Annotated in this window: 28 protein-coding genes; 13 read left to right on the top strand and 15 right to left on the bottom strand. The window is 73.0% G+C overall.

Annotation, left to right across the window (positions count from 1 at the left end; genetic code table 11):
* The first annotated feature begins 238 nt into the window (after positions 1–238).
* The 6 genes from D1J63_RS33015 to D1J63_RS32990 all read left to right on the top strand — a co-directional run bounded on the left by D1J63_RS33015 (position 239) and on the right by D1J63_RS32990 (position 4,906).
* Positions 239–760, top strand: coding sequence for a MarR family winged helix-turn-helix transcriptional regulator (locus tag D1J63_RS33015; protein WP_125633995.1), 522 nt, complete (start codon positions 239–241; stop codon positions 758–760).
* A 65-nt stretch (positions 761–825) separates the two neighbouring features.
* The gene (locus tag D1J63_RS33010; RefSeq protein WP_102931674.1) at positions 826–1,431 is read left to right on the top strand and encodes a sulfite oxidase-like oxidoreductase; all 606 of its coding nucleotides are present in this window, start codon (positions 826–828) and stop codon (positions 1,429–1,431) included.
* Positions 1,424–2,200, top strand: a complete 777-nt coding sequence (locus D1J63_RS33005) for a ferredoxin reductase (RefSeq protein ID WP_241235629.1) — start codon at positions 1,424–1,426, stop codon at positions 2,198–2,200. Before D1J63_RS33010 ends, D1J63_RS33005 begins: the two co-directional genes overlap by 8 nt.
* A 155-nt stretch (positions 2,201–2,355) precedes the next feature.
* Positions 2,356–2,940: a hypothetical protein gene (locus tag D1J63_RS33000; protein WP_125633993.1), complete on the top strand. Its 585-nt coding sequence runs from the start codon at positions 2,356–2,358 to the stop codon at positions 2,938–2,940.
* Positions 2,941–3,026: 86 nt separating this feature from the next.
* A complete protein-coding gene (locus tag D1J63_RS32995; protein ID WP_102929753.1) occupies positions 3,027–3,995 on the top strand; it encodes an acetylxylan esterase in 969 nt (322 codons plus the stop codon).
* A 164-nt stretch (positions 3,996–4,159) separates the two neighbouring features.
* Positions 4,160–4,906, top strand: coding sequence for a GntR family transcriptional regulator (locus tag D1J63_RS32990; RefSeq protein WP_102929754.1), 747 nt, complete (start codon positions 4,160–4,162; stop codon positions 4,904–4,906).
* A 12-nt stretch (positions 4,907–4,918) separates the two neighbouring features.
* On the opposite strand, the gene D1J63_RS32985 is transcribed toward D1J63_RS32990, so the two are convergent.
* Both D1J63_RS32985 and D1J63_RS32980 read right to left on the bottom strand, forming a co-directional pair.
* Positions 4,919–5,644 carry a class I SAM-dependent methyltransferase gene (locus tag D1J63_RS32985; protein WP_125633991.1) on the bottom strand — a complete coding sequence of 242 codons (726 nt, stop codon included), beginning with the start codon at positions 5,642–5,644 and terminating at the stop codon, positions 4,919–4,921.
* Positions 5,645–5,648: 4 nt separating this feature from the next.
* Positions 5,649–6,236 (bottom strand): PadR family transcriptional regulator, encoded by a 588-nt coding sequence (locus D1J63_RS32980; RefSeq protein WP_102929756.1) that lies wholly within the window; start codon positions 6,234–6,236, stop codon positions 5,649–5,651.
* Between the two features lie 80 nt (positions 6,237–6,316).
* On the opposite strand from D1J63_RS32980, the gene D1J63_RS32975 reads away from it, so the two are divergent.
* The 3 genes from D1J63_RS32975 to D1J63_RS32965 all read left to right on the top strand — a co-directional run bounded on the left by D1J63_RS32975 (position 6,317) and on the right by D1J63_RS32965 (position 9,467).
* Positions 6,317–6,745 (top strand): nuclear transport factor 2 family protein, encoded by a 429-nt coding sequence (locus tag D1J63_RS32975; protein WP_125633989.1) that lies wholly within the window; start codon positions 6,317–6,319, stop codon positions 6,743–6,745.
* Between the two features lie 194 nt (positions 6,746–6,939).
* Complete coding sequence (gene rho, locus D1J63_RS32970) at positions 6,940–8,178, top strand: transcription termination factor Rho (RefSeq protein ID WP_125633987.1); 1,239 nt, start codon at positions 6,940–6,942, stop codon at positions 8,176–8,178.
* A 116-nt stretch (positions 8,179–8,294) separates the two neighbouring features.
* Positions 8,295–9,467, top strand: a complete 1,173-nt coding sequence (locus tag D1J63_RS32965; protein ID WP_164713079.1) for a D-alanyl-D-alanine carboxypeptidase — start codon at positions 8,295–8,297, stop codon at positions 9,465–9,467.
* A 9-nt stretch (positions 9,468–9,476) separates the two neighbouring features.
* On the opposite strand, the gene D1J63_RS32960 is transcribed toward D1J63_RS32965, so the two are convergent.
* The gene (locus D1J63_RS32960) at positions 9,477–10,409 is read right to left on the bottom strand and encodes a glutaminase (RefSeq protein WP_164414001.1); all 933 of its coding nucleotides are present in this window, start codon (positions 10,407–10,409) and stop codon (positions 9,477–9,479) included.
* A 135-nt stretch (positions 10,410–10,544) separates the two neighbouring features.
* Between D1J63_RS32960 and D1J63_RS32955 the strand changes: the two genes are divergently transcribed.
* Complete coding sequence (locus tag D1J63_RS32955) at positions 10,545–11,603, top strand: acyl-CoA desaturase (RefSeq protein WP_206436799.1); 1,059 nt, start codon at positions 10,545–10,547, stop codon at positions 11,601–11,603.
* Positions 11,604–11,610: 7 nt separating this feature from the next.
* On the opposite strand, the gene D1J63_RS32950 is transcribed toward D1J63_RS32955, so the two are convergent.
* From D1J63_RS32950 to D1J63_RS32930, 5 genes are all read right to left on the bottom strand, one after another.
* Positions 11,611–12,447 carry an undecaprenyl-diphosphate phosphatase gene (locus tag D1J63_RS32950; protein WP_125633983.1) on the bottom strand — a complete coding sequence of 279 codons (837 nt, stop codon included), beginning with the start codon at positions 12,445–12,447 and terminating at the stop codon, positions 11,611–11,613.
* Positions 12,448–12,485: 38 nt separating this feature from the next.
* The gene (gene crcB / locus D1J63_RS32945; RefSeq protein WP_102929762.1) at positions 12,486–12,860 is read right to left on the bottom strand and encodes a fluoride efflux transporter CrcB; all 375 of its coding nucleotides are present in this window, start codon (positions 12,858–12,860) and stop codon (positions 12,486–12,488) included.
* Positions 12,857–13,201: a DUF190 domain-containing protein gene (locus tag D1J63_RS32940; protein ID WP_102929763.1), complete on the bottom strand. Its 345-nt coding sequence runs from the start codon at positions 13,199–13,201 to the stop codon at positions 12,857–12,859. The genes crcB (D1J63_RS32945) and D1J63_RS32940 overlap by 4 nt, the downstream gene beginning before the upstream one ends.
* Positions 13,198–13,662 (bottom strand): fluoride efflux transporter CrcB, encoded by a 465-nt coding sequence (gene crcB / locus D1J63_RS32935; RefSeq protein WP_125633980.1) that lies wholly within the window; start codon positions 13,660–13,662, stop codon positions 13,198–13,200. The genes D1J63_RS32940 and crcB (D1J63_RS32935) overlap by 4 nt, the downstream gene beginning before the upstream one ends.
* A 164-nt stretch (positions 13,663–13,826) precedes the next feature.
* Entirely contained in the window at positions 13,827–14,138 is a 312-nt protein-coding gene (locus tag D1J63_RS32930; protein WP_125633978.1) for an ArsR family transcriptional regulator, read from the bottom strand.
* A 131-nt stretch (positions 14,139–14,269) separates the two neighbouring features.
* On the opposite strand from D1J63_RS32930, the gene D1J63_RS32925 reads away from it, so the two are divergent.
* A complete protein-coding gene (locus tag D1J63_RS32925) occupies positions 14,270–14,680 on the top strand; it encodes a MarR family transcriptional regulator (protein ID WP_102929766.1) in 411 nt (136 codons plus the stop codon).
* Positions 14,681–14,708: 28 nt separating this feature from the next.
* Here D1J63_RS32925 and D1J63_RS32920 read toward each other — a convergent pair whose 3' ends face one another.
* Positions 14,709–15,119, bottom strand: coding sequence for an SseB family protein (locus tag D1J63_RS32920; protein ID WP_102929767.1), 411 nt, complete (start codon positions 15,117–15,119; stop codon positions 14,709–14,711).
* A gap of 223 nt (positions 15,120–15,342) precedes the next feature.
* Here D1J63_RS32920 and D1J63_RS32915 point away from each other — a divergent pair, with 223 nt between their 5' ends.
* A complete protein-coding gene (locus D1J63_RS32915; protein WP_102929768.1) occupies positions 15,343–16,797 on the top strand; it encodes a glyceraldehyde-3-phosphate dehydrogenase in 1,455 nt (484 codons plus the stop codon).
* Between the two features lie 63 nt (positions 16,798–16,860).
* Here the strand turns inward: D1J63_RS32915 and D1J63_RS32910 are convergent, their stop codons facing one another.
* The 6 genes from D1J63_RS32910 to D1J63_RS32885 all read right to left on the bottom strand — a co-directional run bounded on the left by D1J63_RS32910 (position 16,861) and on the right by D1J63_RS32885 (position 23,073).
* Positions 16,861–17,553, bottom strand: coding sequence for a putative N-acetylmannosamine-6-phosphate 2-epimerase (locus D1J63_RS32910; RefSeq protein ID WP_125633976.1), 693 nt, complete (start codon positions 17,551–17,553; stop codon positions 16,861–16,863).
* Positions 17,550–18,497 (bottom strand): ROK family protein, encoded by a 948-nt coding sequence (locus D1J63_RS32905; RefSeq protein ID WP_125633974.1) that lies wholly within the window; start codon positions 18,495–18,497, stop codon positions 17,550–17,552. Before D1J63_RS32905 ends, D1J63_RS32910 begins: the two co-directional genes overlap by 4 nt.
* Positions 18,494–19,453, bottom strand: a complete 960-nt coding sequence (locus D1J63_RS32900; protein ID WP_125633972.1) for a dihydrodipicolinate synthase family protein — start codon at positions 19,451–19,453, stop codon at positions 18,494–18,496. The genes D1J63_RS32905 and D1J63_RS32900 overlap by 4 nt, the downstream gene beginning before the upstream one ends.
* Positions 19,454–19,542: 89 nt before the next feature.
* Positions 19,543–21,027 carry an exo-alpha-sialidase gene (locus tag D1J63_RS32895; RefSeq protein ID WP_125633970.1) on the bottom strand — a complete coding sequence of 495 codons (1,485 nt, stop codon included), beginning with the start codon at positions 21,025–21,027 and terminating at the stop codon, positions 19,543–19,545.
* Positions 21,028–21,053: 26 nt separating this feature from the next.
* Complete coding sequence (locus D1J63_RS32890; RefSeq protein WP_125633968.1) at positions 21,054–22,076, bottom strand: acetylxylan esterase; 1,023 nt, start codon at positions 22,074–22,076, stop codon at positions 21,054–21,056.
* A 277-nt stretch (positions 22,077–22,353) separates the two neighbouring features.
* Complete coding sequence (locus D1J63_RS32885; protein ID WP_176155827.1) at positions 22,354–23,073, bottom strand: FadR/GntR family transcriptional regulator; 720 nt, start codon at positions 23,071–23,073, stop codon at positions 22,354–22,356.
* Between the two features lie 217 nt (positions 23,074–23,290).
* Here D1J63_RS32885 and D1J63_RS32880 point away from each other — a divergent pair, with 217 nt between their 5' ends.
* Positions 23,291–24,844 (top strand): ABC transporter substrate-binding protein, encoded by a 1,554-nt coding sequence (locus D1J63_RS32880; protein ID WP_125635989.1) that lies wholly within the window; start codon positions 23,291–23,293, stop codon positions 24,842–24,844.
* Positions 24,845–24,912 lie beyond the last annotated feature (68 nt).

Below are 24,912 nucleotides of genomic sequence, written 5' to 3'. Positions count from 1 at the left end.
AACCGAAGGGCGCTCTCCCGGTCACTCGTTTCCGGTGACCGTACTGCGGTGAGGTGAGAGCACCCGGGCCGACACAGCGGTAATCGGTCTCACCTCCCAGTCGTCCGGCGGCCGGGGCGGTCCGCGGCCGCCGGTCACATTACCTCAATGATCAGGCGCCGGTGGCGTCCTGAGGCGGGCGACGCACGCGACCCGCCGGCTGAGTTGTAGTCTGCAACCAGCGACACGAGGAGGATCCGTGACGGCTGCCGAGACACCGGACGAGACGACCGCCGTCCTCGACACGACTCCCGCGGACACGGCCGTGGAGACCATCCACCGCGAGATGACGGCCTTCGCCCGCCGCGCCAGGGCCTCGGCGGGTCGCATGCATCCGCAGCTGTCGCTGGTGTCGTACACGCTGCTCGGGCATCTGGAGGAGCGGGACGGCCGCCGGGCCACCGACCTGGCCGCCCACTACGCGCTGGACAAGTCCACCGTCAGCCGCCAGGTGTCCGCGCTGCAGCGCGCGGGGCTGATCGAGCGGCGGGTCGACCCGGAGGACCACCGCGTGCAGGTCCTGCACCTGACGGAGGCGGGGCGGCACATCCTGGGCCAGGTCACCGAGAGCCGCCGGGCCGCCTTCCGGGAGCGGCTCGCCGGCTGGCCCGAGGAGGACCTGCTCCGCTTCGCCGCGTATCTGGAGCGGTACAACGCGTGGCCGGGCGGGGCACCGGACGAGGAGCGTGAAGGTTCGGCGCTCCGGGACACGTACCGTTGACGGGTACGCACTGATCACGCCGGCCGCCGGCGGAGCGCCCCGACGGCCCGAAAGGCACCCACCGCATGAACACCACCCGAGGCTTCACCGGGCGCCCGCGCGCCGCCCGGCCGGGGCTGCCGCCCGGCCAGTACGACGCGGGCGACGACTGGCCCGTGCTGTCCGCCGAGGTCACGCCCGAGATCGCGCCCGCCGACTGGACGTTCCGGGTGGGCGGTCTGGTGGCCGAGCCCCGTACCTGGGACCTGGCCGCCGCGCGCCGGCTGCCGGCGTCCGCGTACGCGGGCGACATCCACTGCGTCACCGGCTGGTCGAAGTTCGGGGTGCGGTTCGGGGGTGTGTCCCTGGACGCCTTCCTGGACGCGGCGGGTCCGCTGCCGTCCGCCACGCACGCCGTCGCCCACGCGCACACCGGCTACACCGCGAACCTGCCGCTCGCCGACCTCACCGGCGGACGGGCCTGGATCGTGTGGGAGTACGACGGGCGGCCGCTCGCCCCCGAGCACGGCGGCCCGGCCCGGCTGGTGGTCCCGCACCTGTACTTCTGGAAGAGCGTCAAGTGGATCGCGGGCCTCGAACTCCTCGACCACGACGAGCCGGGTTTCTGGGAGCAGAACGGCTACCACGCGCGCGGCAACCCCTGGGAGGAGCAGCGGTACTCCGGTGACTGAGACAGCGACGCACACGGCAGGGGCCTTCACTCCTCCGACGCGGTTCGCCGTGCCCGGGCGGATCGAGGTGAACGGCGAGGTGGCGGGGGCGTGGCGGACGGCCGTGCTCACGGAGATCCGCCGTGAGACGCCCCGCGCGTCGACGTTCCGGCTGGCCGTGCCCGGCTGGGCGGGCCACCTGCCCGGTCAGCACCTGATGCTGCGGCTCACCGCCGAGGACGGGTACCGGGCGCAGCGCCACTACTCGCTGGCCTCCGCGCCGGACGACTCCGGGCACATCGAGCTGACCCTCGACCGGGTGCCCGACGGGGAGGTGTCCGGCTGGTTCCACACCGTGGCGCGGCCCGGTGACGAGATCGAGGTCCGCGGCCCGCTCAGCGGCTTCTTCGCCTGGCCCGGCGACCGGCCCGCCCTCCTCCTCGGTGCCGGCTCCGGGGTCGTCCCGCTGATGTCGATGGTGCGGCACCACCGGGCGCGGGGCCTGACGGTGCCGCTGCGCCTCCTGGTGTCGGCGCGCGGCCCCGAGGAGCTGATCTACGCCCGCGAGTACGGCGCGGAGACGACGCCCGTGTTCACCCGGACCGCGCCGGCCGGGACGCCCGTGGGCCGGCTGGCCCCCGCGCACCTGGCGCCGCTGCTGGCCGAGCCGCCCGCCGGCGGCTGGGAGGCCTACGTGTGCGGATCGAACTCGTTCGCGGAGCACGCGTCGCGGCTGCTGGTGGCCGCCGGTCAGCCGGTGGACCGGATCCGGATCGAACGCTTCGGCTGATCCGGCCCGGATCGTGAGCGAGGCCCGCCGGACTGGGTACCAGTCCAGTGCGGGCACTCGCACACGTGGCGCGACACGAAGGCGCGGCGGCCCTCCCCGCACTCGCCCGGCCGTCCGTCCGCTCCTCCGGTCGCGGTGATCGCGGGGAGGTCGACATGCGAACACGGGTACGCGGCTGGCGCTGGCGGCGCAATCCGCTGCGGCGGCGGTGCGACGTCGTCGAGGCCTGGACCCGGGTGGTCGTCGCCCTCCTGCTGGTCGTGGGCGCACCGCTGCTCGGCGCGGCCACCGCCTGGTGGGGCTACGGGCAGGCCCAGGCGATCGTGGCCGAGCAGCGGGCCGAGCGGCACCGGGTCCGCGCCACGGTGGTCGACCCGACCCCCAGTTCCCTGCCGACGGGGCAGCTCGGCGGGCAGCAGTCCTACCGCGCGACCGTCCACTGGAAGACGGCGGACGGCACGGAGAAGAGCACCACGGCCCGGGTGCCGGCCGGCGCCCGGGACGGTGACACCGTCGGCGTGTGGCTGGACTCGCACGGTCAGAGCGTTCCGCCGCCGTCGGACGGGACCGAGATCTGGCAGCACAGCGCCACCGTCGGCTCGTTCACGGCCCTCGGGACGGCGCTCACGGTGCTGCTCGCGCACCGCGCCGTGCGCGCGGTGACCCTGCGGCGCCGCATGGCGGAGTGGGACCGGGACTGGGCGCTCACCGAGCCGCAGTGGACCCACCGCCGGGCCTGACGGCCGACCCTGGCGGGTTCTTCGGCCGCCCACGTACGGTGTGATCATCCGTACGGTCTGCCACCTCCCCGCAAAGGCGGTTTTCGATGGCCCTGTTCGACCTTCCGCTCGACGAACTCCAGGCGTACCGCAGTGCGTCGGCCGAGCCCGAGGACTTCGACGCGTTCTGGAGCAAGACCCTCGCCCAGGCCCGTGAGTACGAGCTGGACGCGCGCTTCGAACCGGTCGACACGGGACTGTCCACGGTGCGGGTGTACGACGTGACGTTCGCCGGGTTCGGCGGTCACCCGGTGAAGGGGTGGCTGACCCTGCCGGCCGCGGCGGCCGAGCCGCTGCCGCTGGTGGTGGAGTTCGTGGGGTACGGAGGCGGGCGCGGGCTGCCGCACGAGCACCTGCTGTGGGCGTCCACCGGCCGGGCCCACTTCGTGATGGACACCCGCGGTCAGGGCAGCGCCTGGGGCGGCGGTGGCGGGACCCCGGACCCCGTCGGCGGCACGCCCGCCTACCCGGGCTTCATGACCCGCGGCCTGGACGCTCCGGAGAACTACTACTACCGCCGGGTCTTCACCGACGCCGTGCGCGCGGTCGAGGCGGCCCGCTCCCACCCGTTGACCGACTCGTCCCGCACGGTGGCGCTGGGCGGAAGCCAGGGCGGCGGCATCACGATAGCGGTGGGCGGTCTGGTGCCGGATCTGGTCGCCGTGGCGCCCGACGTGCCGTTCCTGTGCGACTTCCCGCGCGCGACCACCCTCACCGACCGGCACCCCTACCGGGAGATCGGCCTGTACCTGAAGACGCACCGCGGCCGGACCGAGGACGCGCTGCGCACGCTGTCGTACTTCGACGGCGTGCACTTCGCGGCGCGGGGCCGGACGCCGGCCCTGTTCTCGGCCGCCCTGGAGGACCAGACCTGCCCGCCGTCGACCGTTTTCGCCGCGTTCAACGCGTGGACGCACGAGGACAAGAGGATCGAGGTGTACGACTTCAACGACCACGAGGGCGGCGGGCCGTTCCAGGAGGCCGCCAAGCTGCGCTGGCTGGGCTCGTACGCCTGAGGTCCGGAGGTCGTGACCGTCGTCCGCGGGCGGTGACCGGCGTCCGTGGGTGGTGTTTCGGCCGAACCGGCGGCCCGGCCTTCCCAGCTGGTTTAGACCAATGGTAATTCTGGTGGCGCACCGAGCCCACGCGGCTACCGTACGTCATCAACAGGAGGCGCGGCATGGCCCGCACCACCCCCCACGACGAGTCCACGGCCGACACCCGGCCGCCCCTGTACCGACGGGTGGCGGACCAGTTGCTCACCGGGCTGCGGGACGGCACCGTCCCACCGGGCGAACGGCTGCCCGGCGAGCGCCGGCTGGCGGAGCGGTTCGGGGTCAGCCGGGAGACCGTGCGCCAGGCACTGGACGTGCTGCGCCGGGACGGTCTGCTCAGCACCGACCGGCGGGGCAGTCACGTCGCGCTGCCGGGACCGCCGGCCGGAAGTCCGGCGCCCCTCGTCTTCCCGGTGGGCGCCCGGTCGGCGGAGCCCCGCACCGGGGACCGGGCCACCGTCGTCTGGGGGCCGCCGCCGCCGGAGCACGCCGCGGCGCTGGGGCTGGTGCCGGGCCGGCCGACCCTGGTGCACCGCTACACGTCGGCGGCGGCCGGCGGAAGCGGCAGGCGGACGGCCGTGACATCGTTTTCCGCGGTGGCGCTCGCCGAGGTCGAGGAGCTGGCCCGCTACCGCGACCGCGCCGACGGGGTCGCCTGCGCCCAGCTGCGGCGGACCTACGACTGGATGCGCCGGGCCGGTCTGACCCTGCATCACCGGGACACCATCACCCTCCAGCCCGACACCGCGTCGGTCCGGGTCGTGCGGCGGGTGCACGACCAGTACGCGCGTCCGCTCGAGATCACGGACCTCCTGGTGGACACCCGGCAGGACGCCCTGGTCTACGAGTTCACCCTGCCGGCGGCCGGCTGACCAACCGGCCGGCTACGCGAGGCGCCGGGCCACGACCAGCCGGGCCCGCGGGCTGCCGTCGGGGCGGTGCCCGAACTCCGGCAGGGCGTGCAGGTCCGCCCGGAATCCGGCGCGGGACAGCTCGCGGCCCACGTCCCCGAGCCGGAAGGTCCGGTAGTACATGACGAACGGCGGCCGCCAAAGCGCGTTGCGCACCCGCATCGCCGCGTCGAAGCCGAGCAGCGTCCAGTACCCCGGGGAGCCGGGCCGGGGCGGCGCGGCGACGGGGAAGGCGAAGCAGCCGTTCGGCCGGAGCACGGAACGCACCTGACCGAACAGGCCCGGCAGTTCGCGGGGCAGGAAGTGACCGAACGCCCCGAAGCTCACCACGAGGTCGAAGGCGGGGCCGAACGGCAGGGCGCGGGCGTCCGCGCGCACCCAGGAGACCGCCGGGCCCGGCGGCGGGAGGCGGCGGCGCGCGACCTTCAGCATGCCCGCGCTGAAGTCGACCCCGGTCACGCTCCGACGGCACACCCGGGCCAGGACCCCCACGCCCGCGCCGGTGCCGCAGCACAGGTCGAGTCCGGCGGGGAAGGGCCCCATCGACTCCAGCGCGCGGGCCACGGCGTCCAGCACCCGGTCCGGTGTCCGGTACGGGGTGTGGTCGAACTTCGGGGCGAGCAGGTCGTAGCCCCGCTCGACCGACGACAGCGCCTGGACGGCGAGTTCGCGCAGGGTGGGGCCTTCGGGGCTGAACATCCGGTCAGCCTAGGGGCTGTCCGGCGGGCCCCGCGGGAGCGCGGCGCTCGTCGAGCACGGTGAGCACGCGCTCGCACCAGCGGGCGTTCTCCCGCTCGAACGCGATCCCGGCGGCCAGGGTGAGGTACGGGCCGACGCGGTCGGCGTCCCGGAGGTGTTCCTCCTCGGTGCGGCCGTCCAGGAGGCGTTCCCGCACCCGTTCGTAGCGGGCGAGCTTGCCCAGCGCCCAGGCCCTGCGCTCCTCGACCAGCGCGCGGACGGCCCGGGGCTCGACGCCGTCCATGGCCTGCATCTTGATCAGGAACTCGTCGCGGATGGCGGTGGGCCGCCGGGTCGGCTCGGCGGCGAACACGCCCAGCTGCTCCCGGCCGGCCGCGGTGAGCGAGAACAGCCGCTTGGTGGGCCTGCGTTCCTGCGGCACGGTCCGGGCCTCGATGAGTCCGTCGCCCGCGAGGCGCTCCAGCTCCCGGTAGAGCTGCTGCGGCGTGGCGGGCCAGAAGTTGGCGAGCGACACGTCGAAGATCTTGGACAGCTCGTAGCCCGAGGCCTCGCCCTCCAGGAGGGCGGCCAGGACGGCGTACTTGAGAGACATGTCGACACGCTAGCAAGCACGGATCACGAGGACTACTCTACTCCACACCTATTCAATTAGTTCAGTATGAAGGAGTGACGATGCGGGCTTTCCGCGAGGCGGTCGAGGCACACGACCTGGACGCCGTCGAAGCACTGCTGGCCGACGACGTGGTCTTCTCCAGCCCCGTCGTCTTCAAGCCCTATCGGGGCAGGGCGATCACGGCGGCGATCCTGCGCGCGGTGGAGCGCGTCTTCGAGGACTTCCGCTACGAACGCGTCATCGGCGAGGCGGACGGCCGCGACCACGCCCTGCTCTTCACGGCGCGGGTGGGCGACCGCGAGATCAGCGGCTGCGACTTCCTGCGACTCGACGCGTCCGGCCGGATCGCCGAACTGACGGTGATGGTGCGTCCGCTGTCGGGTGCGCAGGCCCTCCAGGCGGCGATGGCCGCCCAGTTCGAGCGGATCGCGAAGGAGACGGAGGAGACGGAGGAGGCGGCGGAGGTCCGGGAGCGTTCGGCCGGCTGAGCCGGCACGGCATGCGCGGCAGGAAGAGGGGACGTCGTGGTAAGGTGACGGCAGCACTTGTGTACGCCCCCCTTGTTCGGGGCGCCGGTGCTGGTTTCCCTTCGGTTCGCAGACCCGCCCGTCCTGGTGCGACCGGCGCGTCCGCTTCTCGGCACAACCTCCTGAGCAGGGCTTTCGCCCCCGCTGGATCCGAGGTGCCGTTCCGCCGCCCGGAGGCGTGTCGTTTCCGACCCCTCGCGGCTCCCCCTTCCTTCCGCATGTCCCATGCCCGTGTCCTCGAAAGGACCGACCACATGACCACCACACTCGAACACCCCCCTGTACAGCAGTCCCCGGCCGAGATCGCGAGCGGTGTCCTCGACATCGAGGCGGGCGGCAAGGGTCGCCTGCGGGGCGAAAGTCTGCGGCCCGAACCCTCCGACCTCGCCCTCTCCCCCGCCCTGATCCGCCGGCACGGGCTGCGCAGGGGCGACCTCGTCGAGGGCGTGCGCGGCGACCGGCACACCCTGACCGAGGTCGTCCGCGTCAACGGCCGTACGCCCGACCGGCACGGCCGCCGACGGCACTTTGCCGACCTGACCCCGCTGCACCCGCACGAGCGGCTGCGGCTCGAACACCCGGCGGCCGGCCTCACCGGACGCGTCACCGACCTGATGGCCCCGGTCGGCAAGGGGCAGCGCGGCCTGATCGTCGCTCCGCCGAAGACCGGCAAGACCGTCCTCCTGCAGCAGATCGCCGCCGCCGTGGCCGGCAACCACCCCGAGGCCCGGCTGATGGTGGTGCTGCTCGACGAACGGCCCGAGGAGGTCACCGACATGCGGCGCTCGGTGCGCGGGGACGTGTACGCCTCGACCTTCGACCAGGGCGCCAAGCAGCACATCGCGCTCGCCGAGCTGGTGATCGAGCGGGCCAAACGGCTCGTCGAGGCCGGTGAGGACGTCGTGATCCTCCTCGACTCCCTCACCCGGCTGTGCAGGGCGCACAACAACGCCGCCTCGTCCGGCGGCCGCACCCTCAGCGGCGGTGTCGACGCCGGCGCGCTGCTGGGCCCCAAGCGGTTCTTCGGCGCCGCCCGCAAGGCGGAGGAGGGCGGTTCCCTCACCATCCTCGCCACCGCCCTGGTCGAGACGGGCTCGCGCGCCGACGACTTCTACTTCGAGGAACTCAAGAGCACCGGCAACATGGAACTGCGCCTGAGCCGGGAACTGGCCTCCCGCCGCGTCTTCCCGGCCGTGGACCCGACCGGTTCGGGCACCCGACGCGAGGAACTCCTGTTGTCCGCCGCCGAGACGACCGCCGTGCGCGGGCTGCGGCGGGCCCTGGGGACGCGGGACGGGCAGTCGGGTCTGGAGACCCTGCTGGAGCGGCTGCGCCGCACGCCGGACAACGCGACGTTCCTGCGGCAGGTGCAGCCGACGCTGCCCGCGGACTGACCCCGCCACCGACGGCACGCACCGGCACCGCGCTCCGTTACGGCATCCGGGTGCTTGCGGGCGCGACCCGGCCCGGTCAGCGTGGCGGTTCGGGGGGCCATTCCTACGTTTGCGGTATGACTATCGGATTCTCATCCCGGACGGCTCGGTCCACCTGCATGCTCTGCCTGGCAGGGCTGCTGACCCTCATGCCGGCCGCCGCGGCCGCCCGTGCGGGACGGCCGGACCCCGGACCGCCCGGCGGTGCGGCGGACCGGCCGTCGTCGCTGTACCGCTCCGGCACCCAGGTCCGGCCGCACCCCGGAGCTCCCCGGGTTCCCGATGTCTCCGCCCTGTCCTGGGTCGTGGCCGACGCCGGCACGGGCGACGTGCTGGCGGCGAACGACGCGCACCGCAAGCTGCCCCCGGCCAGCACCCTCAAGACGCTGTTCGCCCTCACCGTGCTCCCGGTCCTGCCGGGCGGCCTCCACCACGAGGTCAGCCCCCGGGACCTGTCCGGCATCGGTCCGGGCAGCAGCCTGGTCGGTGTCGTCGAGGGCGAGACGTACCGCGTCTCCGACCTGTGGAACGGCGTCTTCCTCAACTCCGGGAACGACGCCGTGCACGTCCTCGCCGCGCTCACCGGCGGCTGGAGTGCCACGGCCGCCCGGATGCAGGCCGAGGCCCGCGCGCTCGGCGCCCGCGACACCCACGTCCGTTCTCCCGACGGGTACGACGCGCCCGGCCAGGTCTCGTCGGCGTACGACCTCGCCGTCTTCGGCCGGGCGGGGCTGCGCCGGCCCGACTTCGCGCGGTACTGCGCCAAGGTCGACGCGATGTTCCCCGGCCGCGACGGGAGTTCGTACGGGATCATGAACACCAACCGGCTGCTCACCGGGGCCGACGGCGTGGCACCGTATCCGGGGCTGATCGGCGTCAAGAACGGCTACACCAGCAACGCCGGCAACACCCTCATCGCCGCCGCCCGGCGCGACGGACGGACCCTGGTCGTCACGGTGATGAACCCTCAGGAGGGCGGCGGCCACGCCGTCTACGAGGAGGCCCGTGCCCTGCTCGACTGGGGCTTCGAGGCGGACGGGGAGGTCGACCCGGTGGGCTCGCTGCTCCCCGAGGGGTCCCGGCCCCGCCAGGGACCGCAGGCGGTGCCCGCGGCGGCGACCGCGGCGAAGCCGGCCGAGGACGAGCCGGGCTGGCCGGAGACCGGCGCGATCCTGGGCGTCGCGGCGCTCGGCGCGGGCGTCACGGCACTCGCCCTGCGGCTCAAGCTCGTGCGGGACGACGGGAGTTGACCGGGCGGTTCAGAACACCGACAGTCCGGTCAGCGTGGTGAAGCGGTCCAGGGCGGCCACCCCGGCCACCGAGTTGCCCCGTTCGTCCAGGCCGGGGCTCCACACGCACAGCGTGCAGTGGCCCGGCACCACCGCGATGATGCCGCCGCCCACCCCGCTCTTGCCCGGCAGCCCCACCCGGTGCGCGAAGTCGCCGGCCGCGTCGTAGGTCCCGCAGGTCAGCATCACCGCGTTGACCTGCTTGGCCCGGCTGCGGCTCAGCAGCCGGGTGCCGTCGGCGCGGATGCCGTGCCGGGCCAGGAAACCCGTCGCCAGGGCCAGGTCGGCACAGGACGCGGCGACGGAGCACTGGCGGAAGTACTGGTCCAGGAGCACCGGTACGGGGTTGTCGATGTTGCCGTAGGACGCCATGAAGTGCGCCAGCGCCGCGTTGCGGTCGCCGTGCGCGGCCTCGGAGGCGGCGACCTCCTCGTCGTGGGTCAGGTCCGGGTTGCCGCTCTCCGCGCGCAGGAAGGCCAGCAGTTCGCCGGCCGCGTCGCCGGTACGGGTGTGCAGCCGGTCGGTGACGACGAGGGCGCCCGCGTTGATGAACGGGTTGCGCGGGATGCCGTTCTCGTACTCCAGCTGCACCAGGGAGTTGAACGGGTTGCCGGACGGCTCGCGGCCCACGTGCTCCCACAGGGCGTCGCCCTCCCTGGCCAGGTCGAGGGCGAGGGTGAAGACCTTGGTGATGGACTGCGCGGAGAACGGTTCCCGCCAGTCCCCCACCCCGTACACCGTGCCGTCCAACTCGGCGACGGCCATGCCGAAGCGGCGCGGGTCGCGGGCGGCGAGCGCGGGGATGTAGTCGGCGGGCCGGCCACTGCCCGGGGTCCGCTCGATCTCCTCGGCGATGCGCTCCAGGACCGGACGGAAGGTCGTCGGTGTGCTCATGATCGCCATTCTCCCTGCGGGCCGGTCCCGGCGTCGGGAGGCCTGCGGTGGGTGGACCCCCGCACGGGGGTGGTGCTGGCCTCACCCCCGTTTCGGGGGCGGACGCCATTCTGCGCCCGGCGCGCCGTTCACATACTCAAGTGCATGGTCGATTCAACGGTGCTCGTCGAGAGCCTGCCCACGGGCGCACAGGAGAAGAGTCGCGACAAGGGCAGCGACTTTTCCGAACTCTCCCGGCGCATAGCCGACGCGGGGCTGCTCCGGCGCCGCCCGCTGTACTACACGGTGCGTTTCGGCGCCGTCGCCCTCGCGCTGGCGGGCGGTGTCGCCGCGTTCGTCGCCCTGGGGGACATCTGGAGCCAGCTCTTCGTCGCGGTCGGGCTCGCCGTCGTCTTCGGCCAGCTGGGACTGGCGGCCCACGACCTCGCCCACCGGCAGGTCTTCTCGCGCCGGCGCCCCAGCGAGGCGGGCGGCCTGCTGGCGGCCAACCTGCTGCTCGGCATGAGCTACGGCTGGTGGATGAACAAGCACACCCGCCACCACGCCAATCCCAACCACGAGGAGAAGGACCCGGACGTCTCGCCCGACATCCTGGTGTGGTCTCGGGGCCAGGCGAGCCGGGCGACGGGTCTGCCGCGGTTCGTCGGCAGGCACCAGGCGGCCCTGTTCTTCCCGCTGCTGACGCTGGAGGGCCTCAACCTGAGCTTCAACAGCTTCAAGGCGCTGGGCAGCCGGGCCGTGAAGCGGCCGGTCCTGGAGGGCACGCTGCTCGTCGTCCACTTCGCCGTGTACTTCGGCGGCCTGTTCACGGTCCTCTCCCCGGGCAGGGCGCTCGCCTTCCTCGCGGTGCACCAGGGTCTGTTCGGGATCTATCTGGGCTCGGTCTTCGCGCCGAACCACAAGGGCATGCCGATGATCGAGGAGGGCACGCGGCTGGACTTCCTGCGCCGTCAGGTCCTGACCTCCCGCAACGTGCGGGGCGGGGTGCTCGTCGACGCCTTCATGGGCGGCCTCAACTACCAGATCGAGCACCATCTCTTCCCCAGCATGCCGACCCCCGCGCTCGGCCGGGCCCAGGCCCTCACCGAGGCGTACTGCGCCGAGCTGGGCGTGCCGTACCACCAGACGGGGCTGCTGGCCTCGCACCGCGAGGCCCTGCGGCACATGAGGAGCGTCGGGGAGCCGCTGCGCGCCGCACGCTGAGCAGCGGTCAGCCGTGCAGCACGCCGGTGCCGAGCAGCCCGAACAGCAGGACGCCGACCGCGATCCGGTAGACGACGAACGAGTTGAAGGTGTGCTTGGCGACGAACTTCAGCAGCCAGGCGATGGAGGCGTAGGCCACCACGAAGGAGACGAGGGTGCCGACCGCCAGGGGCGCGGCACCCGCTCCCGTGCCCAGGGCGTCCTTCAGCTCGTACAGTCCGGCCCCGGTCAGGGCCGGGATGCCGAGGAAGAAGGACAGCCGGGTGGCGGCGACCCGGTCGAGGTCGAGCATCAGGGCGGTGGACATGGTGGCGCCGGAACGGGAGAAGCCCGGGAAGAGCAGGGCGAGGATCTGGGAGCCGCCGACCAGCATCGCGTCCTTGAAGGACGTGTCGTCCTCGCCCCGCTTGTGCCGGCCGGTGCGGTCGGCCCACCACATCACGCCGCTGCCGACGATCAGCGAGCCGGCGACCACCCACAGCGAGGCGAGCGGGCCCTTGATCAGGGGCTTGGCGGCGAGGCCGACGAGGACGATGGGGATGGTGGCGAAGATGACCCACCAGGCGAACCTGTAGTCGTGGTGGTACCGCTCCTCGCGGTCGCGCAGTCCCCGCGCCCAGGCGGAGACGATCCGCGCGATGTCCTTGGAGAAGTACACGAGCACGGCGGCGATCGCGCCGACCTGGATGACCGCGGAGAAGCCGATGACGGCGTCGTCGTCGACCGGGATGCCCATCAGCCCCTCGACGATCTTGAGGTGTCCGGTGGAGGAGACGGGCAGGAACTCGGTCACCCCCTCGACGGCTCCGAGGACGACGGCCTGACCGATGCTGATGGCGCTCATGGCATCCAGTTCCTACTACACCAAGCTGTGTGCCGGCGTCAGCCCCAGAGCGCGTCGGCCAGAGTCACCCCCGCGAACGCCGCCGCGAGGCCGGCCGCCACGGTCCCCACCACGTTGACGGCGGCCTCCAGGCGGGCGCCGGTCTCGGCGAGCCGGAGGGTCTCGTAGGAGAAGGTCGAGTACGTCGTGAGCGCGCCGCACAGGCCGGTGCCCAGCAGCAGCCGCAGGTCGGAGCCGACCGCTCCGGCGAGGGCGGCGCCGGTCAGCAGGCCGAGGACCATGCTGCCGGTCACGTTCACCGTGAAGGTGCCCCAGGGGAAGACGGAGTCGTGCCGGGACTGCACGGCGCGGTCGGTGAGGTAGCGCAGCGGGGCGCCGACCATGCCGCCGACGACGACCAGCAGCCAGTTCACGACGGCCTCCGGCCCTCGTACCTGACGACCTCGCACGGGTCGAGGGTGACCAGGCCCTCGGTGACGAGTTCGTCGAGCTGCGGCAGGAAGTCCCGGACGCGCTCCTCGGTGTCGACGACGACCACGGCCACCGGCAGGTCCTCGCTCAGGGAGAGCAGCCTGGTGGTGTGGACGATCGAGGAGGCGCCGAAGCCCTCGACGCCCCGGAAGACGCTGGCGCCCGCGAGGCCCGCCGCGTGGGCGCGGTGGACGATCTCCGAGTACAGCGGGCGGTGGTGCCAGGTGTCGTTCTCGCCCACGAAGACGGTCAGGCGCAGGGCGCCGCCGGTCAGCCTCGTCATGTCTGCCTCCACTTCAGGACCCGGCGGGTCGCCCATGCGGCGAGCCACACCGCGGTGAGTGCCGCGAGCGGGGTCGCGGCGAGGTACGCCAGGCCGGTCGGGACCCGGCCGTCGGCGAACAGGGACCGGCTGTCGACGGCGTAGGTGGAGAAGGTGGTGAAGCCGCCGAGCACGCCGGTGCCGAAGAAGGGCCGCACCAGGCGGTGGGCGGACCGGACCTCGGTGATGACCACCATGAACACGCCGATGACGGCACAGCCGACGACGTTGACCCCGAGGGTCGTCCAGGGGAAGCCGCCGGCCTGCGTCGGCCACCACAGGGAGGCCGCGTAACGGGCGGCGGCGCCGGTGCCGCCACCGAGGGCCACGACCGCGACGACCGGTGCCTGGGCGCGCCACCGCGGCCGTCCCGGGGCGCCCGGCCGAACCCGGCCGACGCCCCCGGTCTTCGGGACTGTCATGGTCGTACGTCTCCTACTCGCCGGGCAGGGGGATGCCCCCGGTACGCAAGTAGGGACCGTTGGCGGCGCCTGAGCCGCGGTTCGGGTACGGCGGGCCCCACCGCCGCGCCGCGTCCCTGCGGGCCGCGGCTGATGCTCAGCGTAACGCCGGGGCGGCGCACGGGTCACTCCGGGAGGGGCGCCCGCGCCTGCCAGCCCTTCTCGAACAGCCGCGCCACCTCGGCGATCCGCACCTCGTCGCGCCGGTAGTACGTGCGGCGGCGCAGCCGCGTGGCCCGCAGCAGGCCGAGACGGGTGAGGAGGTCGAGGTGGGTGCGGGCCGCGCGGCGGGACACACCGAGCTTCGCGGCGACGAGGCCGGCGTGGACACCGTGCTCGGCGGGGTCCACGCGACGCTGCCGGGGAAAGTGCGCGGCCGGATCCTTCAACCACTCCAGGATGTCGAGGCGCGTGCCGTGCACGGGACTCCTCGGCATCCCGTCCTCCCTCCGTGCGGTCCCGGCTTCGTACCGTGTCCCCCCACCTTCCCGCAGTCGGCGCCCCGTTGTCCGACAACCGGGCCATTTGCACATTCAACCAATATCGGTTGCGGTGCTACCGTTCAGTCATGGCAGCCAGGACCGCCGGCGCGCGGCTCGAGGAACGATGGCGGGACATCCTCGCGGTGCACGCGCGCACGATGTGCGAGATCGACCGGGCGCTGCATCCGCACGGTCTGGGCGCGAGCGACTTCGAGGTGCTCGACCTCCTCGTGACGGAGGCGCCCGGGGACGGCGACCGCTGCCGGGTGCAGAACCTGGTGGGCCGGGTCCACCTGAGCCAGAGCGCGCTGTCCCGGCTCATCGCCCGCCTGGAGCGGGACGGACTGGTGACGCGCTCGACCTGCGCGGAGGACCGGCGGGGTGTGTACGTCGCGCTCACCCCCAGGGGCCGCGACCTGCACGCGGCGATTCTGCCGCTCCAGCGGGCCGCGCTGGCCCGCACCCTCGGCGACGACGAGGGCCCCCGCCCCTCCTGAGAGGGACGGAGGCCCGTGGGCGAAGTCCTTACGGACGCGCCAGCAGCGTGCGCACGCCGTCCGAGGTGAGGGTGAGGCGGTGCTCCGAACCGGCGTCGATGGACAGGGACAGGTCGTCGGCCGGCCACTGCGCGGCGAGTGCGCCGAGCGGCACCATGCGGTAGCGGGAGACGTACGGCAGCAGGCCGGCCATCTCCAGCTCCGAGGTGAACACGGGCACCACCTGACGGCCGCCCTGCTGTTCCAGCACCGGCAGTGCCAGCATCCCGGGGTCGGCTGCGTCCTGGTCGTTCGCGTCGTCGGGCACCGGCACGAGGACGTCGCTGCTCGCGAGGGTGTCGAGCGCCGCCGTGTTGTCGGCGGTCTCCGGGGACTCGGCCAGCGTGTCCAGCGCTCGCTGAGCGGGCGTGACGGGGTGGTCGTTCGCGGGTGTCTCCATGGCAGATTCCCTGGTAGCGGCGGTGGTACGGCCCGCGCGGACGATCGGCACGGACGCGGTCCAGGCTCGCGTACCCCGGTCCCGCGCAACGCAATCATGTTCGACTCCCGCACCCCGTCCCGCCCGGATCCCGTACTCATCTGATCGGCGAGGGGCCCACTTGATCGATCAGAAATGCGGTCGGGTTAGCATATGAGCGCCGCCTAGCTCGAAAGATAGAGACGTGACTGTCAACGACGACTCGTTCACCAACTGGAAGCACCGCGAAGAGATCGCGGAATCGATGATCCCGATGATCGGGAAGCTGCACCGGGAGCAGGACGTCACGATCCTGCTGCACAGCCGTTCCCTGGTGAACAAGTCTGTGGTCAGCATCCTCAAGACGCACCGCTTCGCCCGCCAGATCGCCGGCGCGGAGCTGTCGGTCACCGAGACGATGCCCTTCCTGCGGGCACTCACCACCCTCGATCTCGGGCCCTCGCAGATCGACATCGGCATGCTCGCCGCGACCTACCGGGGCGACGACCGCGGTCTGTCGGTCGAGGAGTTCACCGCCGAGGCCGTCGCCGGGGCCACCGGCGCCAACAAGATCGACCGGCGTGAGGGCCGCGACGTCGTCCTGTACGGCTTCGGCCGCATCGGCCGGCTCGTCGCCCGGCTGCTCATCGAGAAGGCGGGCTCCGGCAACGGGCTCCGGCTGCGCGCCATCGTCGTCCGGGGCGGTGGGGAGCGGGCCGCCGAGGACATCGTGAAGCGTGCTTCGCTGCTGCGCCGCGACTCCGTGCACGGCCAGTTCCAGGGCACGATCACCGTCGACGAGGACAACAGCACGATCCTCGCCAACGGCAACGCCATCAAGGTGATCTACGCGGACGACCCGACGCAGGTCGACTACACGGCGTACGGCATCAAGGACGCCATCCTCATCGACAACACGGGCAAGTGGCGCGACCGCGAGGGCCTGTCGAAGCACCTGCGTCCGGGCATCGACAAGGTCGTGCTGACCGCGCCGGGCAAGGGCGACGTCCCGAACATCGTCCACGGCGTCAACCACGACACCATCAAGCCGGACGAGCGGATCCTGTCCTGCGCCTCCTGCACCACCAACGCGATCGTCCCGCCGCTCAAGGCGATGGAGGACGAGTACGGCGTGCTGCGCGGTCACGTGGAGACGGTGCACTCCTTCACCAACGACCAGAACCTGCTGGACAACTACCACAAGTCCGAGCGCCGCGGCCGCAGCGCGCCGCTGAACATGGTGATCACGGAGACGGGTGCCGCCTCCGCCGTCGCCAAGGCGCTGCCCGACCTGAAGGCGCGGATCACGGGCAGCTCGATCCGGGTGCCGGTGCCGGACGTGTCGATCGCGATCCTCAACCTCCAGCTGGCCCGCGAGGCGAGCCGCGAGGAGGTCCTGGACCACCTGCGCGAGGTGTCGCTGACCTCGCCGCTCAAGCGCCAGATCGACTTCATCAGCGCCCCGGACGCCGTCTCCAGCGACTTCATCGGCTCGCGCCACGCCTCGATCGTGGACGCCGGCGCGCTGAAGGTCGAGGGCGACAACGCGATCCTCTACCTCTGGTACGACAACGAGTTCGGCTACTCCTGCCAGGTCGTCCGCGTCGTCCAGCACGTCTCCGGCGTGGAGTACCCGACGTACCCGGCTCCGGCGGCCTGATCGCCGCACACCCGGGAAAGGGGCGGTGGGGGACAGTCTCCCGCCGCCCCTCGCGCATGCCGGTCAGGACGTGAGGCCTTCCACGAAGAGCCGGGTCAGCGCGGTCGGCGCCGTGATGGCGGTGCCCACGACGACGCTGTGCGCTCCGGCGGCCAGGGCCCGGGCGGCCTGCTCGGGGGTCGCGATACGGCCCTCGGCGATCACCGGGGTGCCGAGCGCGCCGGCGAGGCCGGTCACGAGCGCGAGGTCGGGCGCGTCCTGCACCGGGGAGCCCGGCACGTAGCCGGACAGGGTGGTGCCGACGAAGTCCGCCCCCCGGCCGGCGGCGGCGCGGCCCTCGCCGAGCGTCGACACGTCGGCCATGACCTGCGCGCCCGCGGCGTGGACGGCCTCGACCAGCTCGGCGAAGGTGCTGCCGTCGGGGCGCGGTCGCGCGGTGGCGTCGGCGGCGACGACCGCGGCGCCGGCCTCCACCAGGGCGAGGGCGTGGCGCACGGTCGGGGTGATGAAGACGCCGCTGTCACCGTCCTTCCACAGGCCGATCACCGGCAGGTCCACGGCCGCGACGGTGGCCGCGACGACCTCCGGGTCGTTGACGCGCACGGCCGCGGCGCCCCCGGCCCGCGCGGCCAGGGCCATCCGGACCAGGGTGTCGGTGTGGCGCATCGGATCACCGGGAGGCGCCTGGCAGGACACGATCAGGCGGCCCTCCAGGCGGTCGGCCAGGGACGGGGACCCGGGGGCGGGCGGGGTCATGACGGTGCTCCGGTGGTGTGGGGGTGGTGCAGGGGCAGGGTGCGGGGCAGCGCGGCCGCCCCGAGGACCGCGGCGTCGGCGCCGCCGCGTGGTGGGCGCGGGCGCAGGGCGCGCAGCGGTGGCATGAGTTCGGCGGCGAAGGCCGCGCACAGGGCGTCCCAGTACAGGGGGCCGATGCGGGGCACGCCGCCGGCCACCACGACGCGGTGCGGGCCGAGCGCGTTGGCGAGGCCGCCCAGGGCGCGGCCCGTCGCACGGGCGCCGAGCGTGATGGCCGCGGTGGCGTGCGGGTCGCCCTCGGCGGCGCGTGCGGCGACGGTCTGGAGCCGGTCGGCCGGTGCCCCGCCGAGCCGTGCGCAGTGGGCGGTGATGGCGGGGCCCGCCGCGACGGCCTCCAGGTGGCCGGTGGCTCCGCAGGTGCAGGGCAGCCCGTCGGCCTCCGGGCTGGGCAGGTGCCCGAGGTGCCCGGCGATTCCGGCGGCGCCGTGCAGCATGCGGCCCGCGGCGGCGACGGCGCCGCCCACTCCGGTGCCGACGGCGGCGTAGAGCAGGCCGGCGTCGTCGTCGGGGCCGTCCAGTTCCGTCGCGGCGGCGGCACGTACGTCGTTGTCGCAGGCCACGGGGAGGCCGGTACGGACGGCGAGGCCGGCCGCGAGGGCGGTGCCGGCCCAGCCGCGAATGGTGTCGGTGGCGCTGGTGACGGTCCCGGTGACGGGGTCGATCACCCCGGCCGCCGCGACGCCGATCGCGGTGGTGCCGTGCACCCGTACCGCGCGGGCGGCGACGGCCAGGGCGTCCAGCACCGCCTCGGCGCCCTCCGTCGCCGGGGTGGGCAGGGTGTGCCGGGCCAGGACGGTGCCGTCGGGGCCGACCAGGGCGGCGGCGATCTTGGTGCCGCCCAGGTCGAGGCCGACGACCGGTGCGTCGAGGTGCCGTGCGGTCATCGGACCGGCAGCAGCCCGGCGCCGCGCAGGTGCCGCTCGACGTGGGCGACGGCGTCCTCGCCCAGCTGGATCTGCGGCGCGGCGGTGGTGCCGTGGGAGAACACGCCGAGCAGCCGCAGGGCGTGCTTGAAGGCGCCGATGGCCGAGGAGTTGCGGCCCATCTCCGCCTCCGGGCCCGCGTCGACCAGCCCGAACAGCTCGACGAGCCGCTCCTGTTCCTTGACGGCCCGGTCCAGGTCGCCGCCGCGCACGGCGTCGTAGAGGCGGACGTAGCCGGCCGGGTCCACGTTGCCGAGGCCCGGTACGACGCCGTCGGCGCCGGCCAGCAGGGCGGCGTCCACGGTCAGTTCGGAGCCGGTGAGGATGCTGAAGGAGGGGGCGGGGCCGTCGGCGCGGCCGTGGCGTCCGCCGAGTTCGACCATGAGGCGGCGCAGACCGCCCTCGTCGCCGCTGCTGTCCTTGAGCCCGGCCAGCGTGCCGTCCACGGCGAGTTCGCGCACCAGGGCGGTGGAAAGCTTGCTGTGCACGGAGACGGGGAGGTCGTAGGCGTACAGGGGCAGGTCAACGGCGGAGCGGACGGCGCGGAAGTGGGCGGCGATCTCGCGCGGGTGGGTGCGGGCGTAGAAGGGGGCGGTGGCCACGAGGGCGTCGGCGCCGGCCTCGCGGGCGGCCTCGGCGTGGACGAGCACCCGGGGGGTGGTCATGTCGATGACCCCGGCGAGGACGGGGACGCGGCCGGCGACCGCCTCGACGACCGTGCCGAGGGCGACGGCCCGCTGCCGGTCGGTGAGGAAGGCGACCTCGCTGCTGGAGCCCAGGGCGAACAGCCCGTGCACTCCCCCGCCGACGAGGTGCTCGACGAGCCGGGTGAGCGAGGCGGTGTCGACTTCGCCCGACGCGTCCAGAGGAGTGCAGACGGGCGGCACGACGCCGCTCAGGGGCTGGGACGAGGACATGGTGTTTCTCCTGGGCTGTGCGGGTGGTGGTACGGGGTGGAACGGGCCGCCGGACGCCGGGGTGCCGGCGTCCGGCGGCCCGTGGCCGGCTACGGCTGGGTGACGGTGAACGTCGTGTCGCCGTAGGAGTGCTGGCGGCCGCGGACCTCGTAGGTGGCGGTGGCCCGCACGTCGCCCGCGGTGGCGTTCGCGGGGACCGTGACGGGGATCTTCATGTTGGCGCCCTGGCCGGGGTCGAGCGCGGGCACGTCGACCGCCGGGGCGCTCCAGCCGTCCGGCAGGTCGAGGGAGACGTTGCCCTCGGGGAGCCGGACGTCGTTCTGGCTGACGACGCGGACGGTGACGGTGGTGGTCCGCCCGGCGGGCAGGGAGGCGGGTGAGGTGACGGTGACCGGCGCGCAGACCCCGCCGAGCCACTGGAGGTCGAAGGAGGAGTAGGTGATGTGGTCGACGTTGCCCCGCTCCCACAGCAGGCCCATGCCCGGGTTGGGTCCCGTGCCGTCGCTGAGCGGGGTGAGCGTGGAGTAGGCGGCGGCGCCGGACTCGACGGTCCTGCGCACCGGCCAGGTCTGCCCGTTGTCGCAGGAGAGGCGGACGGTGAGGTTGCTGCGGCTGTCGGTCGTCGCGGTGTTGCTGAACACCAGCCACGAGGCGCGGGGGTGCGAGGCGTCCACGTCGGGCGCGAAGCGGGTGAGGGAGCCGTTGTTGGCCGGGTCCGGCAGCTCGGTGTCCTGCCGGAAGGGGGTGTAGGTGACGCCGCCGTCGCTGGAGTGGGCGACCGTGCGGTAGGGCTTGGAGCGGTTGTTGAGCATGACGCGGCCGTCGGACAGCTCGACGGTCTTGTTCTCGTCGCCGCCGGGGCCGACGGGGGTGCCCATCTTCCAGGTGACGCCGTGGTCGTCGCTGTAGGCGCTGACGGCGTAGTTGGCGCCGTCCTTGCGGATGGCGTACTGCTGGATCAGACGGCCCTTGTACCTGCCGTGGCGCAGCTGGATGCCCTCGCCGGAGGAGGCGAACATGCCGCCCCAGGAGGGGTCCTTGATGTCGGCGGTGATCCGCTCGTGCTTCCAGGTGAGGCCGTCGTCGTCGGAGTAGCTGTAATCGGCCTGGAGGACGTCCGGGTCGCTCTCGTCGTTGCCGGTGGCCGAGCCGAAGAAGCCCTGGTTCACGGAGGCCGCGTAGAAGAGGAAGATGCGGCCGGTCTCGCGGTCGACGAGGAGGCTGGGGTCGCCGTAGCCCTTGGGGGCCGGGTCCTTGCGGACGACCTGCTGCGCCCGCCAGGTGGCGCCGCCGTCGGTGCTGCGCCGGAGGACGACGCCGATGTTGCTCGGCAGGTCGCCGAGGGTGGGGCGGGCGTCGTACGCGGCGATGAGCGTGCCCTCGGTGGTCCGCGTCAGGGCGGGGATGCGGTAGTAGGGGGAGCCGGTACCGGCGGTGGCGAGGTCCTGTGAGGTGAGGGTTCCGGCGGCCGCGGCGGCCTTGTGGGGGGAGTCGACGCCGTGGGCGGCGGGGACGGTGGTGCCCAGGACGGCCAGGGCGGCGGTGCCGACGGCCAGGGTGACTCTTCGCTGCATGAACGGGCCTCTTCTCGGGTGAGGGGTCAGGCGAGTCGGGGGGCGTGCAGGACGGAGGCGGTAGTGGGGGTCTCGGGGCGGGGTGCGGTGAGCAGTGCGCGAACCCAGTCGAGTTGGACGCGGCGGTGGTGGCCGCCGCCGCCTTCGTGGCCGTTGAACTCGTAGACGCGCAGGTCCTTCGGGCCGCCGTAGCGGTGGTAGGCCGCGAAGCTCGTCGAGGGCGGGCAGATCTCGTCCATCATCGCGATGGAGAAGAGCGAGGGGGCGGTGGCGCGCGCGGCCAGCAGGGCCGCGTCGACGTAGGACAGGGTGGCGAAGACGGTCGCGGTGCGGTCGCGGTGCAGGCGCAGGTACTCGGCGATCTCGGTGTAGGGCGGCCGGGCCGCGATCGTGGCGCCGCGCCGGATGTCGCAGAGGAAGGGGACGTCGGGCATCACCCCGGCCAGGCCCGGCACCAGCCCGGCCACCGCGAGGGCGATGCCGCCGCCCTGGCTGACGCCGGTCACGACGACCCGGTCGGGATCCACGGCCGGGTGCGCGCGGGCGGCGTCGACGAAGCGCACGGCGTCCGTGAACACCCTGCGGTAGTAGTGGTCGTGGGGGCGCTCCACGCCGCGGGTGAGGAACCCGGGGACGGTGCCGTGCAGGGCGGCGGTGTCGGGGGTGTCGCCGCCCGCGGTGGACCAGCCCTGGCCGCGGGTGTCCATGACGACGTGCGCGTAGCCGGCGTTGGCCCAGAGCACCTGCTCGTGCGGCAGGCCGCGGCCGCGGCCGTAGCCGAGGAACTCCACCACGCAGCCGAGCGGACCGTTCGCCCGGGCGGGCAGGTGCAGCCAGCCACGGACGGGCTCGCCGGCGAAGCCGGGCACCGTGACGTCGTGGGTGGCCACCTCCGTCAGGCCGGTGTCCACCGGCGTGAAGCCGGGTGCGCCGCCGGTCCCCCTGGCCTCGCGGAGGGTCTGCTCCCAGAAGGCGTCGAGGTCGGCGGGCTCGTCGAGGTCGGGCCGCAGTGCCAGGCACTGGGCGAGGGTGAGGTCCGTCAGTGGCATGGAGGGGCCCCGGTGGGTGAGGCGTGCGCGCGGCGCAGCGCGGGGGAACGGGCGGGACCGGCTGCGCCGGACCCCACGGAGAGGGCGATTGCTTCCTCAAGAGCAGACGTCTGATGTCTGCTGATCGAGGACACTAGAGACCGGAACGGCGACCGTCAAGTGCCGGCCGGTGGCGCGGGGGTGGGACGGTCCGGCGACGCGGGGGTGGGACGGTCCGGCAGCGCACATGACAGAGGCGCCCCCGGCGGGGGCGCCTCGTTCGTCGGCCGTGGCCGGGTCAGCGCCGGGCGCGGGCCTCCTCGATCCGCCGGCGCACCGGCGCGTAGTGCTCGGCGAGGGCCGCCGCGAACTCGGCCGGATCGCGGTCGCGCACGGCGTCCACGATGCGCTGGTGGTTGGCGATGGTGGTCGCCTCGTGCTCGCGCGTGAACACGTCGAGATGCGGCGCGACGATGACGTACACGTCCCAGAAAGCCGCGGAGAGCTGGCCGATGAGGTCGTTGCCGAGCGGGGCGAGGAGCAGGGTGTGGAAGGCGCGGTCCGCCTCGACGAACCCGTGCCCCTCCCCCGCACCGGCCCTGCGCATCTCGTCGACGTGGGCGTCGAGGCGGGCGATCTGCGCCTCGTCCAGGGAGGAGACCAGCCGCTCGGCCATGCCGCGCTCGAACAGCTCGCGCACCTCGATGAGGTCGCTCATGACCTGGAAGTCGTCGTCGGGACTGAGCAGACCGCGGAAGGCGAGGCTCTCCACCAGGGCGGACAGGCTCAGCCTGCCGACGTAGGTGCCGTGCCCGTGCCGCACCTCGACGATGTCGAGCGCGGTGAGGATCCTGATGGCCTCCCGCACGCTGGAGCGGCTCGCGCCGAGCGCCTCGCACAGGGCGGGCTCGGTCGGCAAGGGATCCCCCGGGCGCAGTTCGTTGCGCAGGATGTAGGCCTTGATGCCGTCCACGACCTCCTGCCGCAACGGTTGTCGTGCCGTCTTGGGCTCCGGCACCGTCTGCCGAATCGCCCTTTGCCCCACCGCCACCTCTTGACCCCTCTCACTTGCCCGGCTACGTTCCCACGTTATCAAGCATCAGACATCAGACGTCTGACGCACTGTCGGTGAGGCGCCGACCACACTCGCCTCCTCCATCCGCTCGACTCTCATTCCCCGCCTGGAGGACTCCTTGTCCGCGCGCAGTGCAGCCGGCGTCGATCGCCGCACCTTCATGAGATACACCGGCGCCGTCGGTGTGGCGACCGCCGTGACCACGGGCTTGACGGCCTGCGGAGGACCGGCCTCCAGTGGAGACGGTACCGGTGACTCGGGCAGCGGCGGCGACACCATCGAAGCCGGCCTCTCCTACGCGCTGTCCACCGGATTCGACCCGATGATCACCTCGGGCGCGACCCCGTACGCGGCCAACATGCACATCTTCGAGGGGCTGGTCGACCTCGACCCCGCCACGCTCGTGGCACGGCCGGCGCTGGCGACCAAAATGCCCGAGAAGATCAACGCGACGACCTACCGGGCCACCCTGCGCAAGGGCGCGACCTTCCACGACGGCTCACCGGTCACCGCGGACGACGTGGTGTTCAGCTTCGAGCGGGTCCTGGACGAGGCGAACGCCTCGCTCATGGCGCAGTTCGTCCCGTTCATCGACCGGGTCACGGCCGTCGACGGGTCGACGGTGGAGTTCAAGCTGAAGTACCCCTTCGCCCTCTTCCCCTCCCGGATATCCGTGGTGCGGATCGTGCCGAAGAAGATCGCGGGAGCCGACGCCAAGTCCTTCGACGCCAGGCCGGTGGGCTCGGGCCCGTACAGGTTCGTGTCGGCGGTCCGCGAGGACAAGATCGTCATGGAGGCGTACGACAAGTACAACGGGCCGCACCCGGCCAGGGCCAAGAAGATGGTCTGGCGGCTGATGTCCGACCCGTCCGCCCGGGTCAGCGCGCTCAAGTCCGGCCGCGTACAGGCCATCGAGGACGTGCCCTACATCGACGTCAAGGGCTTCACCGGCCAGGACAAGGTGGAGTCGGTCCAGTCCTTCGGAATGCTCTTCCTGATGTTCAACTGCGCCGACGAGCGGTTCAAGGACAAGCGGGTGCGACAGGCCCTGCACTACGCGCTGGACACCGAGAAGATCATCTCCACGGCGCTGCTCGGCAACGCCGAGGCCGCCACCGGTTACGTCCAGGCCACGCACCCGGACTATCGCAAGGCGGCCACCGTCTACACCCACGACGTCGCCAGGGCGAAGAAGCTGCTCGCCGAGGCGGGCGTGGCCAAGCTCTCCTTCACACTGATGCTCACCGACACCGGCTGGGTCAAGGACGTCGCGCCGCTGATCAAGGAGAGCTGGGCCGCGGTCGGCGTCGACGCCGAGCTGGACATCCAGCAGTCCGCCGCCCAGTACGCCAAGATCGACCAGGGCGACTTCGAGGCGCTGGCCGCGCCGGGCGACCCGTCCGTCTTCGGCAACGACGCCGACCTGCTGCTGCGCTGGTTCTACTACGGCTTCTGGCCGGAGAACCGTTACGGCTGGAAGGGCAGCGACGCCTACAAGCGGACCAGGTCGCTGCTCGACAGGGCCGCGGCCGAGGCCGACGACGCCAAGCGCAAGGAGCTGTGGGGCCAGGTGACCGACCTGGTCGCCGACGAGGCCGCCCTGTACCCGATCCTGCACCGCAAGCTGCCCACCGCCTGGCGGCAGGGAGCACTGACCGGCTTCAAGCCGCTGCCCACCACCGGGCTGTCCTTCCTCGACGTCGGCCGGGGCTGACTCCGCACGCCCGGCCCGCCGGGCCGCCGCCACGCCACCGCGGGCGGCGGCCCCCGCCCCAATCGCTA

This window comes from Streptomyces sp. KPB2 (assembly GCF_003950055.1).
In the GTDB taxonomy this organism is placed as follows: domain Bacteria; phylum Actinomycetota; class Actinomycetes; order Streptomycetales; family Streptomycetaceae; genus Streptomyces; species Streptomyces salinarius.
Note: the sequence above shows the minus strand (reverse complement) of the source record. Positions and strands in the feature narration are given on the sequence as shown.

Coding starts and splice junctions, on each gene's coding strand:
- D1J63_RS33010 (WP_102931674.1), top strand. CDS start 826: ATGAACACCACCCGAGGCTTCACCGGGCGCCCGCGCGCCGCCCGGCCG.
- D1J63_RS33000 (WP_125633993.1), top strand. CDS start 2,356: ATGCGAACACGGGTACGCGGCTGGCGCTGGCGGCGCAATCCGCTGCGG.
- D1J63_RS32995 (WP_102929753.1), top strand. CDS start 3,027: ATGGCCCTGTTCGACCTTCCGCTCGACGAACTCCAGGCGTACCGCAGT.
- D1J63_RS32990 (WP_102929754.1), top strand. CDS start 4,160: ATGGCCCGCACCACCCCCCACGACGAGTCCACGGCCGACACCCGGCCG.
- D1J63_RS32985 (WP_125633991.1), bottom strand. CDS start 5,644: ATGTTCAGCCCCGAAGGCCCCACCCTGCGCGAACTCGCCGTCCAGGCG.
- D1J63_RS32980 (WP_102929756.1), bottom strand. CDS start 6,236: ATGTCTCTCAAGTACGCCGTCCTGGCCGCCCTCCTGGAGGGCGAGGCC.
- D1J63_RS32975 (WP_125633989.1), top strand. CDS start 6,317: ATGCGGGCTTTCCGCGAGGCGGTCGAGGCACACGACCTGGACGCCGTC.
- D1J63_RS32965 (WP_164713079.1), top strand. CDS start 8,295: ATGACTATCGGATTCTCATCCCGGACGGCTCGGTCCACCTGCATGCTC.
- D1J63_RS32960 (WP_164414001.1), bottom strand. CDS start 10,409: ATGGCGATCATGAGCACACCGACGACCTTCCGTCCGGTCCTGGAGCGC.
- D1J63_RS32955 (WP_206436799.1), top strand. CDS start 10,545: ATGGTCGATTCAACGGTGCTCGTCGAGAGCCTGCCCACGGGCGCACAG.
- D1J63_RS32950 (WP_125633983.1), bottom strand. CDS start 12,447: ATGAGCGCCATCAGCATCGGTCAGGCCGTCGTCCTCGGAGCCGTCGAG.
- D1J63_RS32940 (WP_102929763.1), bottom strand. CDS start 13,201: ATGACGAGGCTGACCGGCGGCGCCCTGCGCCTGACCGTCTTCGTGGGC.
- crcB (WP_125633980.1), bottom strand. CDS start 13,662: ATGACAGTCCCGAAGACCGGGGGCGTCGGCCGGGTTCGGCCGGGCGCC.
- D1J63_RS32930 (WP_125633978.1), bottom strand. CDS start 14,138: ATGCCGAGGAGTCCCGTGCACGGCACGCGCCTCGACATCCTGGAGTGG.
- D1J63_RS32925 (WP_102929766.1), top strand. CDS start 14,270: ATGGCAGCCAGGACCGCCGGCGCGCGGCTCGAGGAACGATGGCGGGAC.
- D1J63_RS32920 (WP_102929767.1), bottom strand. CDS start 15,119: ATGGAGACACCCGCGAACGACCACCCCGTCACGCCCGCTCAGCGAGCG.
- D1J63_RS32910 (WP_125633976.1), bottom strand. CDS start 17,553: ATGACCCCGCCCGCCCCCGGGTCCCCGTCCCTGGCCGACCGCCTGGAG.
- D1J63_RS32905 (WP_125633974.1), bottom strand. CDS start 18,497: ATGACCGCACGGCACCTCGACGCACCGGTCGTCGGCCTCGACCTGGGC.
- D1J63_RS32900 (WP_125633972.1), bottom strand. CDS start 19,453: ATGTCCTCGTCCCAGCCCCTGAGCGGCGTCGTGCCGCCCGTCTGCACT.
- D1J63_RS32895 (WP_125633970.1), bottom strand. CDS start 21,027: ATGCAGCGAAGAGTCACCCTGGCCGTCGGCACCGCCGCCCTGGCCGTC.
- D1J63_RS32890 (WP_125633968.1), bottom strand. CDS start 22,076: ATGCCACTGACGGACCTCACCCTCGCCCAGTGCCTGGCACTGCGGCCC.
- D1J63_RS32880 (WP_125635989.1), top strand. CDS start 23,291: ATGAGATACACCGGCGCCGTCGGTGTGGCGACCGCCGTGACCACGGGC.